The 12,468-nt window shown below is 69.1% G+C and carries 9 protein-coding genes; 3 read left to right on the top strand and 6 right to left on the bottom strand.

Annotated elements, in window-relative coordinates:
* Positions 1-445: acyl-CoA dehydrogenase family protein (locus R6V09_RS31835; RefSeq protein ID WP_317884921.1), on the top strand; the 445-nt coding region annotated here is incomplete at its 5' end.
* Here R6V09_RS31835 and qcrB read toward each other — a convergent pair.
* From qcrB to R6V09_RS31820, 3 genes are read right to left on the bottom strand one after another with little or no spacing between them, the layout of a single operon-like run.
* The gene (gene qcrB / locus R6V09_RS31830) at positions 420-2,069 is read right to left on the bottom strand and encodes a cytochrome bc1 complex cytochrome b subunit (RefSeq protein ID WP_317884920.1); all 1,650 of its coding nucleotides are present in this window, start codon (positions 2,067-2,069) and stop codon (positions 420-422) included. The two genes, R6V09_RS31835 and qcrB, sit on opposite strands and share 26 nt — an antisense overlap.
* Before the next feature lie 53 nt (positions 2,070-2,122).
* Positions 2,123-2,686: a HutD/Ves family protein gene (locus R6V09_RS31825; protein ID WP_317884919.1), complete on the bottom strand. Its 564-nt coding sequence runs from the start codon at positions 2,684-2,686 to the stop codon at positions 2,123-2,125.
* Positions 2,683-3,402, bottom strand: a complete 720-nt coding sequence (locus R6V09_RS31820) for a vWA domain-containing protein (RefSeq protein WP_317884918.1) — start codon at positions 3,400-3,402, stop codon at positions 2,683-2,685. The genes R6V09_RS31825 and R6V09_RS31820 overlap by 4 nt, the downstream gene beginning before the upstream one ends.
* A gap of 115 nt (positions 3,403-3,517) precedes the next feature.
* On the opposite strand from R6V09_RS31820, the gene R6V09_RS31815 reads away from it, so the two are divergent.
* The gene (locus R6V09_RS31815) at positions 3,518-4,354 is read left to right on the top strand and encodes a chitosanase (protein WP_317884917.1); all 837 of its coding nucleotides are present in this window, start codon (positions 3,518-3,520) and stop codon (positions 4,352-4,354) included.
* A gap of 128 nt (positions 4,355-4,482) precedes the next feature.
* Here R6V09_RS31815 and R6V09_RS31810 read toward each other — a convergent pair whose 3' ends face one another.
* The 3 genes from R6V09_RS31810 to R6V09_RS31800 form a co-directional block, all read right to left on the bottom strand.
* Positions 4,483-5,946: a glutamate synthase subunit beta gene (locus tag R6V09_RS31810; protein WP_317884916.1), complete on the bottom strand. Its 1,464-nt coding sequence runs from the start codon at positions 5,944-5,946 to the stop codon at positions 4,483-4,485.
* Complete coding sequence (gene gltB / locus R6V09_RS31805) at positions 5,939-10,534, bottom strand: glutamate synthase large subunit (protein WP_317884915.1); 4,596 nt, start codon at positions 10,532-10,534, stop codon at positions 5,939-5,941. The genes R6V09_RS31810 and gltB overlap by 8 nt, the downstream gene beginning before the upstream one ends.
* Before the next feature lie 365 nt (positions 10,535-10,899).
* Positions 10,900-11,631, bottom strand: coding sequence for a VIT1/CCC1 transporter family protein (locus R6V09_RS31800; RefSeq protein WP_317884914.1), 732 nt, complete (start codon positions 11,629-11,631; stop codon positions 10,900-10,902).
* A gap of 282 nt (positions 11,632-11,913) precedes the next feature.
* Between R6V09_RS31800 and R6V09_RS31795 the strand changes: the two genes are divergently transcribed.
* On the top strand, positions 11,914-12,468 hold a 555-nt coding region (locus R6V09_RS31795), incomplete at its 3' end, for an ADP-ribosylglycohydrolase family protein (RefSeq protein ID WP_317884913.1).

Raw genomic sequence — 12,468 nt, 5'->3', positions numbered from 1 at the left:
CGCCGCCGCGGCCCGCGCCCTCACCTGGGCCCGCCTCGCCACCGCCGCCCAGGCCCTCGGCGTCGGGCTCGCCCTGCTCGACAGGACCGTCTCCTACGTCAAGCAGCGCACCCAGTTCGGGGTCCCCGTCGGCTCGTTCCAGGCCGTGAAGCATCAACTGGCCGATGCGAAGATCGCGTTGGAGTTCGCCCGCCCGCTGCTCTTCGGCGCCGCGCTCAGCATGACGGAATCTGACGTGGCCGCCGCGAAGGTCACCGCGTGCGAGGCGGCGTACGCGACGGCCCGTACGGCGCTTCAGCTGCACGGGGCGATCGGCTACACGGCGGAGTACGACCTGTCGCTGTGGCTGACCAAGGCCCGTGCCCTGCTCGCGAGTTGGGGCGACCCGGGTGAGTGCCGGGCCGCCGTGCTCGAAGGCTTCAGTGGTGGTGATCGCCGCTGGTGAGTTCCTTGTACTCCTCCACCGTCGGCTTCGCGATCCGCGTCTCCGGCCCGAACATCGCCTTGGCGAGCCGGGCCCGCACCCGCTGCCCGCCCTTGACCTGCCGCTCCACACCGTTCGCGTCGACCAACGGCCCGATGGCGTACGGCGGTTCCTGCTCGTGCTGGGTGAGTCTGAACAGCTCGTCCTGCGCGAGGGGTTCGTGGACCTCGACGTACTCGCCGTGCGGCAGCATCTTGATGAGACCGGACTCGCGGCCGTGCAACACCTTGTCCCGGTCCCGGCGTTGGAGTCCCATGCAGACGCGTTTGGTGGCGATGAAGGCGGCCACCGGCAGCACGAAGAACGAGACCCGCACGAACCAGGTGATCGTGTTGATCGACAGGTTCAGATGCGTGGCCACCACGTCGTTGCCGCCGCCGATCAGCAGCACTCCGTACAGACTCAGCCAGGCCACCCCGAGCCCGGTGCGCACGGGCATGTTGCGCGGCCGGTCCAGGATGTGGTGTTCGCGTTTGTCGCCGGTGATCCAGGCCTCGATGAACGGGTAGGCGCCGATGGCGGCGAGGATCAGCGGGAAGAGCGTGAAGGGGATGAAGACGCCCAACTCCAGTGTGTGGCCCCAGGCGTTGAGCTCCCATCCCGGCATCACCCGGATCAGTCCCTCGGAGAAGCCGAGATACCAGTCGGGTTGGGCGCCGGTCGTCACCAGGTCCGGCCGGTACGGTCCGAAGGCCCACACGGGGTTGATGCTGGCGATCCCACCCATGATGGCGAGGACGCCGAAGACGAGGAAGAAGAAACCGCCCGCCTTGGCCATGTAGACGGGCAGGAAGGGCATGCCGACCACGCTCTTCTGGTCCCGGCCCGGCCCGGGGTACTGCGTGTGCTTGTGGTAGAAGACCAGGATCAGATGCGCGACCACCAGGCCCAGCATGATCCCCGGCAGCAGCAGGACATGGATCGGGAAGAGCCGCGAGATGATGTCGTGCCCCGGGAACTCCCCGCCGAACAGGAACATCGACATGTACGTCCCGACGATCGGCACGGACAGCATCGCGCCGTCGGCGAAGCGGATGCCGGTGCCGGACAGCAGGTCGTCGGGGAGCGAGTAGCCGGTCAAGCCGGTGAGGATGCCGAGGAACAACAGGGTCCAGCCGAACACCCAGTTGAGCTCGCGCGGCTTGCGGTAGGCGCCGGTGAAGAACACCCGCATCATGTGGATGAGCATGCCGGCGATGAAGACGACGGCCGCCCAGTGGTGGATCTGCCGGATCAGCAGCCCGCCGCGCACGTCGAAGCTGATGTCGAGCGTGGACTCGAACGCCCGGGTCATCGGGATGCCGTTCAACGGCGTGTACGAGCCGTGGTAGATGACCTCGACACCGCTCGGTTCGAAGAACAGGGTGAGATACACGCCGGTGAGGATCAGGATGATGAAGCTGTAGAGGCAGATCTCGCCCAGCATGAAGGACCAGTGGTCCGGGAAGACCTTGCGCATATTGGCCTTGGCCAGCGCGTACAGCCCGAGCCGCCCGTCCGCCCAGTCGGCCAGCTTCTCCCCTTTACCGGCTTCGGCCGGCCGCCCGGCACCCACCGCTCCGTTCACCGATCGTGCGCCGTCCATACGTTCGCCGCCCTCCCCGTCGGATCACCCCACAGGGTGTCACGGGGCCCCGGCTAAGCCAACGGTGCGTCAGCAGGCAATGACAACCCGATCACCGCGGCCCGCCCCCGCGCGTGCAACACGGCCTCCTCATCGCCCAACTGCACGGCGTCGTAAGGCTCCAGAGTCAGCCCGGCCACCTGGGCGGTCCCGTCGAGCGCCACCACCAGAGCACCCGCGCACACCCGCAGCCGGCCGCGGACGACGGCCACCGTGGGGGCCGTAGCCCCAGCGCCCCTGCGCCACATGACGTTGAGGTTGACGACCGGGCCGTCCAGCAGCCGGCAGTCGGTGGGCACATCGCCTCTGAAGTCCCTTGGTACGTAACGGGTGTTGACCAGCTGTCGGGCGCCGCCGACGGTGAGGTCCATGCCGGCGCCCTCGACGACGGTCAGGGTCCGGTCGACGTCGGGGAAGGCGGAGAACGGCCCGTCCGCGCCGACCTCGGCCAGGCTCACCCGCCACGCGAAGTCGTGCATGTCCGCGCCCTCGGGCATGGCGGCGATCTCGCGGGTGACACCGCCACCGTTCTTCCAGGGCACGGTGGCGCGGGCCGAGGCGGGCAGGAACCGGATCATCGGACGATCCCCTGCTCCTGGGCCGCCGCGATCCACTGCGGGAACTCGCCCATCAGCCGGTCGTACAGCTCGTCGTCGGACTTCTTCCGGGGATCCGAACCAGCAGGGAAGAATCCGGCGTTGTCGACCACGCGCTTCTGCGGCACCGCCAACTCGTCGAGTCTGCGCAGGAATTCGAACTGCTTGCTCCGCGCCTTGCCGAATCCGACGAACTGCCAGAACAGCGGAAGCCGCGCCGCCTTGCACAAATACCGTTCCGCGGCGGCCTTGTCGCTGGGGCCGCCGTCGGTCTGGAAGACGACGAAGGCCGGGTCCTTCGCGCCGCTGTCGAGGTAGTGGTCGATGACGGCGTCCATGGCCAGGTGGTAGCTGGTCAGCCCCATGTGCCCGAGCCCGGAGACGATCCGCTCGATCCGCCCCTGGTGGTCGTCGAGGGCGATGTCCGTGACGGCGTCGACGTCCGTCGAGAAGAAGATCACCGGCACGGTCCCGTCGTCGTCCAGGTGCGCCGACAGCCCGAGCACCCGGTCGGCAAGCGCCTGCACACTGCCGTCCTTGTAGTACCGCCTCATGGAGCCCGAGTAGTCGACCACCAGATAGACGGCCGCCCGCTGCCCGTCCAGCCCGTGTTTGCGGAGCGAGACCCCGGCGCTCTTGTAGAGGCTGACCAGCGCGGGCGCGGTCTCCTCGACCTTGCTGAGCGAGATCGCGGCCACAGGGGCTCCCTTCGGATCACGGCGAAAAGGTCGAGATTACGCCACGCCGGTGCCGCGAGAGCGATGTCCCCCCAACCCCGGAATAAGGGACGTAACCGCCCCTACGCTGGGCCCCATGAAACGCGCCGGCGTCCTGATCCTCGCCGCCGTACCCGTCGTCCTCGCCGCGACGGCCTACGGCTCCACACCCACCGCTCACGACGACCCGCGGCCCGGTCCCCCGTCGGCCGCGGCGCAACACAGAGCAGCCGTGGGCCTGGCCGCGCCGGCCATGAAGAACCTCGCACAGGAGCTGGTGGCCAGCGCCGAGAACTCGACGCTCAACTGGCGAAGCGCGTACGGATATGTACAGGACATCGGCGACGGACAGGGCTACACCGCGGGCATCATCGGCTTCTGCACCGGCACCCACGACCTGCTCGTCCTGGTCGAGAAGTACACAGCCGCCCACCCCGACAACGGCCTCGCCCGCTACCTCCCCGCCCTGCGCAGGGTCGACGGCACGGACTCCCACCAGGGCCTGGACCCCGGCTTCCCGGCCGCCTGGCGCGCCGAGGCGAAGGTCCCCGCGTTCCAGGCGGCACAGGACGCGGAGCGCGACCGCATCTACTTCGACCCGGCGGTCAGCGCCGCCGAACGCGACGGCCTGGGCCCGCTGGGGCAGTTCATCTATTACGACGCGATGGTCTTCCACGGCCCGGGCACGGACGGTTTCTACGGCATCCGCACGCGCGCGATGCAGCGGGCCGCGCCCCCTGCCCAAGGCGGCGACGAGAAGGCCTACTTGAGCGCCTTCCTCGACGTCCGCCGCGCCACGATGCGGGCCAAGCACCCCGGGATCGACACCTCCCGCGTCGACACGGCCCAGCGGAAGTTCCTGGAGGAGGGGAACCTGACGCTGCGGACGCCGCTGGTGTGGAAGGTGTACGGGGAGACGTACCGGGTGCCGTAGAGGTGAGGCCGGACGCGCCGCGGCGCCTGCCGGTCCGGTCGGGGACTGAGCAAGCGCCGCGCTCTGTTCCGCACGCCATTGTGCGGGACGTCTGTCGAGGGGATTCCCCCTCGTTCTTCTTGGTGCCGTCAGACCATCAGCGAGCGGTCCGTCGGGCGGATCGGGGCCGGGAGTTCGCTGGCGCCCGTGAGGAAGCGGTCGACGCCGCGGGCGGCCGAGCGGCCCTCCGCGATCGCCCAGACGATGAGGGACTGGCCGCGACCCGCGTCACCGGCGACGAACACGCCGGGGACGTTGGTCTGGAAGTCGGCGTCGCGGGCGATGTTGCCGCGCTCGTCGAGGCCCAGGGCGAACTGGTCGACAAGACCGTTCTCGCGGTCCGTGCCGGTGAACCCCATGGCCAGCGTGACCAGTTGGGCGGGGATCTTGCGCTCCGTGCCCGGCTTCTGGGTCAGCTTGCCCTCGACGAACTCGACCTCGACGAGGTGCAGCCACTGGACGTTGCCGTCCTCGTCGCCCTCGAAGTGGGTGGTGTTGACGGAGTAGACCCGCTCACCGCCCTCCTCGTGCGCGGACGTCACCTTGTAGAGCATCGGGAAGGTCGGCCACGGCTGGGAGACCGGGTTCCGGTCGTCACCCGGGCGGGGCATGATCTCCAACTGCGTGACGGAGGCGGCCCCTTGGCGGTGCGCCGTACCCACGCAGTCCGCGCCGGTGTCGCCGCCGCCGATCACGACGACGTGCTTGCCCGCGGCCGAGACGGGGGCGGTGACGTAGTCGCCCTCCTGGACCTTGTTGGAGAGAGGCAGGTACTCCATCGCCTGGTAGACACCGGTCAACTCCCGCCCGGGGACGGGGAGATCACGCGCGGTGGTGGCACCGGCGGCGATGACGACGGCGTCGTAGCGCTTGCGCAGGTCGGTGGCCTTGAGGTCGACGCCGATCTCGACGCCCGTACGGAAGCGGGTGCCCTCCGCGCGCATCTGCTCGATACGGCGGTTGATGTGCCGCTTCTCCATCTTGAACTCGGGGATGCCGTACCGGAGAAGGCCGCCGATGCGGTCCGCGCGCTCGTAGACGGCGACGGTGTGACCCGCCCGCGTGAGCTGCTGGGCGGCGGCGAGGCCCGCCGGGCCCGAGCCGACGACCGCGACGGTCTTGCCGGAGAGACGCTCCGGGGCCTGCGGGGCGACATCGCCCGTCTCCCAGGCCTTGTCGATGATGGAGACCTCGACGTTCTTGATGGTGACCGGCGGCTGGTTGATCCCCAGCACGCACGCCGACTCGCAGGGAGCCGGGCACAACCGCCCGGTGAACTCCGGGAAGTTGTTGGTGGCGTGGAGGCGCTCGGAGGCTGCCGTCCAGTCGCCGCGGTAGGCGTAGTCGTTCCACTCGGGGATCAGGTTCCCCAGCGGACAGCCGTTGTGGCAGAACGGGATACCGCAGTCCATGCACCGGCCGGCCTGCTTGCCGATGATCGGCAGCAGTGAACCGGGGACGTAGACCTCGTTCCAGTCCTTGAGACGGACGTCCACGGGGCGGGACTTGGCGACCTCGCGCCCGTGGTTCAGAAAGCCCTTCGGGTCAGCCATTGATCGCCGCCTCCATCATCTTCTCGGTGATCTCGGTCTCGGAGAGACCCGCTCGCTCGGCGGCGTCCTTGGCGGCGAGCACTGCCTTGTATGCGCTGGGGATGATCTTGCTGAAGCGGTCCACGGAGACGGCCCACTCGGCGAGCAGCTTCTCGGCGACCGTGGAACCGGTCTCCTCGGCGTGCCGGCGCACCACGTCGTGCAGCCACTGCTTGTCGGCGTCGTCCAACTCCCCTACGGCGCCCGCGTTTCCGACATTCACGTTGTCGGGGTTCAGGTCGATGACGTAGGCGATGCCGCCGGACATGCCCGCCGCGAAGTTGCGGCCGGTCTCGCCCAGGACGACCGCCCGGCCGCCGGTCATGTACTCGCAGCCGTGGTCGCCCACACCCTCGGAGACCACGGTGGCACCGGAGTTGCGGACACAGAACCGCTCGCCCGTACGCCCGCGCAGGAACAGCTCGCCGCCGGTCGCGCCGTAGGCGATGGTGTTGCCCGCGATGGTGGAGAACTCGGCGAGGTGGTCGGCGCCCCGGTCGGGACGGACGATGACCCGGCCGCCCGAAAGGCCCTTGCCCACATAGTCGTTGGCGTCGCCCTCCAGGCGCAGCGTGACACCGCGCGGGAGGAAGGCACCGAAGGACTGGCCCGCGCTGCCGGTGAAGGTGATGTCGATGGTGTCGTCGGGCAGACCCGCCCCGCCGAACTTCTTCGTCACCTCGTGGCCGAGCATCGTGCCGACCGTGCGGTTGATGTTGCGGATCGCGACCTGCGCGCGGACCGGCTGGGCGTCCGTGGCGCTGGACGCGGCCAGGGCGTCGGCGGCGAGCTTGATCAGCTCGTTGTCGAGCGCCTTCTCCAGGCCGTGGTCCTGCTTGATGACCTGGTGGAGGGCGGCGCCGTCCGGGAGTTCGGGGACGTAGAAGAGGGGGGCGAGGTCCAGGCCCTGCGCCTTCCAGTGGTCCACGGCCCGCTCGACATCCAGCGTTCCCGCCTTGCCGACGGCTTCCTCGATGGTGCGGAAGCCCAGCTCGGCGAGGATCTCGCGGACCTCTTCGGCGATGAACTGGAAGAAGTTCACGACGTATTCGGCCTTGCCGGCGAACCGCTCGCGGAGCACCGGGTTCTGGGTGGCGATGCCGACCGGGCAGGTGTCGAGGTGGCAGACGCGCATCATGACGCAGCCGGAGACGACGAGCGGCGCGGTCGCGAAACCGAACTCCTCGGCGCCGAGCAGCGCGGCGATGACGACGTCACGGCCGGTCTTCAGCTGACCGTCGGTCTGGACGACGATCCGGTCGCGAAGTCCGTTGAGCAGCAAGGTCTGTTGGGTCTCGGCGAGGCCCAACTCCCAAGGTCCACCGGCGTGCTTGAGCGACGTCAGCGGGGAGGCACCCGTACCGCCGTCGTGGCCGGAGATGAGGACGACGTCCGCGTGCGCCTTGGAGACACCCGCGGCGACCGTGCCGACACCGACCTCCGAGACCAGCTTGACGTGAATCCGCGCCTGCGGGTTCGCGTTCTTCAGGTCGTGGATCAGCTGGGCGAGGTCCTCGATGGAGTAGATGTCGTGGTGCGGCGGCGGGGAGATCAGACCGACACCCGGGGTCGAGTGACGCGTCTTCGCGACCCACGGGTAGACCTTGTGGCCGGGCAGCTGACCGCCCTCGCCGGGCTTGGCGCCCTGGGCCATCTTGATCTGGATGTCGTCCGCGTTGACCAGGTACTCGGAGGTGACGCCGAAGCGGCCGGAGGCGACCTGCTTGATGGCGCTGCGCCGGGCCGGGTCGTAGAGCCGGTCCGCGTCCTCGCCGCCCTCACCGGTGTTGGACTTGGCGCCCAGCTGGTTCATGGCGATGGCGAGGGTCTCGTGCGCCTCCAGGGAGATGGAGCCGTACGACATGGCGCCGGTGGAGAAGCGCTTGACGATCTCGGAGACGGGCTCGACCTCGTCGATGGAGATCGAGGGCCGGCCCGACTTGAAGCCGAAGAGGCCGCGCAGGGTCATCAGCCGCTCGGACTGCTCGTTCACGCGGTCCGTGTACTTCTTGAAGATGTCGTAGCGGTTGGTGCGCGTCGAGTGCTGGAGGCGGAAGACCGTCTCCGGGTCGAACAGGTGCGGCTCGCCCTCGCGGCGCCACTGGTACTCGCCGCCTATGTCGAGGGCGCGGTGCGCGGGCGCGATGCCGCTGGCCGGGTACGCCTTCGCGTGCCGAGCGGCGACCTCCTTGGCGATGACGTCGATGCCGACGCCGCCGATCTTGGTGGCCGTACCGCTGAAGTAGCTGTTGACGAACTGCTCGTCCAGGCCGACCGCTTCGAAGACCTGGGCGCCCCGGTAGGAGGCGACCGTCGAGATGCCCATCTTGGACATGACCTTGAGGACGCCCTTGCCGAGCGCGTAGATCAGGTTGCGGATGGCCTGCTCGGCCTCGATGTCGGTGAGGAACGTGCCCGCGCGGACGAGGTCCTCGACGGACTCCATCGCCAGGTACGGGTTGACGGCCGCGGCGCCGAAGCCGATGAGCAGGGCGACGTGGTGGACCTCGCGGACGTCACCGGCCTCCACCAGCAGGCCCACCTGGGTGCGCTGCTTGGTGCGGATGAGGTGGTGGTGGACGGCGGCGGTGAGCAGCAGCGAGGGGATCGGCGCGTGCTCGGCGTCGGAATGCCGGTCCGAGAGGACGATCAGGCGAGCACCGTTCTCGATCGCGGCGTCGGCCTCGGTACAGATCTCGGCGAGGCGGGCGGCGAGGGAGTCGCCGCCGCCGGAGACCCGGTACAGGCCGGACAGGGTCGCGGCCTTCATGCCGGGCATGTCGCCGTCGGCGTTGATGTGGATGAGCTTGGCCAGCTCGTCGTTGTCGATCACCGGGAAGGGCAGGGTGACGCTACGACAGGAAGCGGCCGTCGGCTCAAGCAGGTTGCTCGCCGGACCGAGGGACGAACGCAGGGAGGTCACGAGCTCTTCCCTGATCGCGTCCAGCGGCGGGTTGGTGACCTGCGCGAACAGCTGGGTGAAGTAGTCGAAGAGCAGCCGCGGGCGGGCGGAGAGCGCGGCGATCGGCGAGTCGGTGCCCATCGAACCGATCGGCTCGGCACCGGCCTTGGCCATCGGCGCGAGGATGACGCGCAGCTCTTCCTCGGTGTAGCCGAAGGTCTGCTGGCGGCGGGTGACCGAGGCGTGGGTGTGCACGATGTGCTCACGCTCGGGCAGGTCGGACAGCTCGATCTCGCCGGCTTCGAGCCACTCGGCGTACGGCTTCTCGGCGGCGAGGCCGGCCTTGATCTCGTCGTCCTCGATGATGCGGTGCTCGGCGGTGTCCACGAGGAACATGCGGCCGGGCTGGAGGCGGCCCTTGCGGACGACCTTCGCGGGGTCGATGTCGAGGACGCCGACCTCGGAGCCGAGAACGACGAGGCCCTCGTCGGTGACCCAATAACGGCCGGGGCGCAGGCCGTTGCGGTCGAGGACCGCGCCGACCTGGGTGCCGTCGGTGAAGGTGACGCAGGCCGGGCCGTCCCAGGGCTCCATCATCGTGGAGTGGAACTGGTAGAAGGCGCGGCGGGCCGGGTCCATGGAGTCGTGGTTCTCCCACGCCTCCGGAATCATCATGAGCACGGAGTGCGGCAGCGAACGCCCACCGAGGTGGAGCAGCTCCAGCACCTCGTCGAAGGACGCGGAGTCGGAGGCCTCGGGCGTGCAGATCGGGAAGATGCGGTCGATCTTCTCCTGGTCCCCGAAGAGGTCGGAGGCGATCTGGGACTCGCGGGCCGCCATCCAGTTGCGGTTGCCCTTGACCGTGTTGATCTCGCCGTTGTGCGCGACGAAGCGGTACGGGTGGGCGAGCGGCCACGACGGGAAGGTGTTGGTGGAGAACCGGGAGTGCACGAGCGAGATCGCGGAGGCGAAGCGCCGGTCGGACAGGTCCGGGAAGAAGGGCTCCAGCTGACCGGTGGTGAGCATGCCCTTGTAGACGATGGTCCGCGCGGACAGCGACGGGAAGTAGACGCCGGCCTCGCGCTCGGCGCGCTTGCGCAGCGCGAAGGCCTTGCGGTCGAGGTCGATGCCCTGGGTCTGCCCGTCGCTCACGAAGAGCTGACGGAACAGCGGCATGGTCGAACGGGCCGTGGCGCCGAGGAGTTCGGGCGCGGTCGGAACCTCGCGCCACCCCAGGACCGTGAGGCCTTCCTCGGCGGCGATCGTCTCAACCTGCGAGACGATCGCGTCGGCGGCGTCCTCGGGCAGGAAGGCGATGCCGACCGCGTATCCACCGGCGGCGGGCAGGTCGAATCCGGCCACCTCGCGGAAGAAGGCGTCCGGCACCTGGGACAGGATGCCCGCGCCGTCGCCGGAGTCGGGCTCGGCACCGGTAGCACCGCGGTGCTCCAGGTTGCGCAGCACTGTGAGCGCCTGCTCGACCAGCGCGTGGCTCGCCTCGCCGGTGAGGGTGGCCACGAAGCCGACGCCACAGGCGTCGTGCTCGTTGCGGGGGTCGTACATACCCTGCGCGGCAGGGCGAGCATCCATGAAGGACCAGTTCTGGCCATTCGCGGGCTGCTGGGACGGCTGGCGCGGCGTACGCATCGGCTCTCCCGTCGTCGTCGTGGCATATGCATGTGCGTAGGGACGACGTTGGCCCTCTGCGAGTTAGCGCAAAATTTCGTGCAGGTTACATGATGGAACGGTTCTCGGGAACCGGATACTCCGTTCCAACATGCGGACGCCGCGGGTTGGCGGCGGTGCACCGCACACGCGGTGAAGGTTAAGGGGACCAAAGCGGACAGATCGATGTCCGTCAGTCCAGGGCAGAGGGAGCGTCGTCGCCCATCCCGCGGGTGCGCCGCGAGCGTCATTGCCCACAGCGCTTACGGCTCATGCCCAGTGGTTAAGCGTTCGAAACCAGCGAGTAACGGCTACTTATGCAGACCACCGCATAAGTGCGCGTCGAGCTATCCTACGACCGTTCCGAACAGGGTGCCCAGGGCGTACGTCACACCGGCCGCCGCACCACCCAGCGCGAGCTGCCGCAGCCCGCTGAACCACCAGGTCCGCGCGGTCACGCGAGCCACCACCGCACCACAGCCGAACAGCCCGACGAACGCGAGCAGCAGCGCCGGCCACAGCGCGGTCGCCCCGAGCAGGAACGGCAGCACGGGAAGCAGCGCGCCCAGCGCGAACGACCCGAAGGACGACACGGCGGCGACGATCGGCGAGGGCAGGTCACCGGGGTCGATCCCCAGCTCTTCCCGAGCGTGTATCTCCAGAGCCTGCTCGGGATCGCGCGAGAGCTGCCGGGCGACTTCGCGGGCCAGCCCGGCCTCGACCCCGCGGCTCTCGTAGAGGGAGGCGAGCTCGCTCTCCTCATCCTCCGGATGCTTGCGCAACTCCCGGCGCTCGACCTCCAGTTCGGCCTCGACCAGCTCACGCTGGGAGGCGACGGAGGTGTACTCGCCGGCCGCCATGGAGAAGGCGCCGGCGGCGAGCCCGGCCAGCCCGGTGATGACGACGGTCTGATGACTGACGGCACCGCCGACGACACCGGTCATCAGGGCGAGATTGGAGACGAGACCGTCCATGGCGCCGAACACCGCGGGGCGCAGCCAGCCACCGTTCACATCGCGGTGGGTGTGGTTGTCGCGGTGCGCCTCGTGGAGCGTCGCTTCGGTCTCGATGATGGCCATGCGGTGGTCCCCCAGGAGGCTGACAAGCGCCTAAGGTAAGGCTAACTTTGGACAAGTTCTACTCTTTGACAATACTCAACATACGCCTTTCATTTCCCACCCTCCAGCAAGGAAAGGCTGCGCTAACCAGCACCTTTACCATCGAACGCTCATCCGTGAAGACCCCCAATCAAATGTCGACCGGGTGACGCTGCACTCCGTCAGGCTCTGCCGAAGGCCTCCCGTGGGAGATATCCGCAAAGGGTTCCGCGCCCTGAGGGAACCCCGTAGGAGAGGCCGCGTATGGCATCGATCGCCTGCATTCCCCCGGTCCCGGCGCCCAAGAACGCCGCCGAACTCCGCGAACGGGCACGCGGCGCGCTGCTCGGCCTGGCGGTGGGCGACGCCCTCGGGGCACCGGCGGAGAACATGAAACCCTCGGAGATCCGCGCCCGTTGGGGCCGCATCACGGGCTACGTCGCGGAGAACCCGGCCGGCACGGACGACACGGAGTACGCGATCTTCTCCGGCCTGCTCCTGGCCCGCCACGGCTCGGCGCTCACGCCGACCCACGTGGAGGCGGCGTGGCACGAGTGGATCGCGGACCGCGACGAGGGCCCGTTCAGGGGCGCGGGCTTCAGCGAACGCGGCACCCTGGAGAACCTCCGCCGAGGCCTCGCGGCCCCCATCTCGGCACAACACCGCCACGCCTGGAGCGACGGCCTGGCCATGCGGGCAGCCCCGTTCGGCGTCTTCGCGGCGGGCCGCCCGGCGGAAGCAGCCCGCTTGGTGGCGATCGACGGTTCGGTGAGCCACGACGGCGAGGGCATCTACGGCGGCCAGGCGGTGGCGGCGGGC

Source organism: Streptomyces sp. W16, assembly GCF_033194735.1.
In the GTDB taxonomy this organism is placed as follows: domain Bacteria; phylum Actinomycetota; class Actinomycetes; order Streptomycetales; family Streptomycetaceae; genus Streptomyces.
The sequence above is the reverse complement of the archived record's forward strand: the minus strand, read 5'-3'. Positions and strand labels throughout refer to the sequence as shown.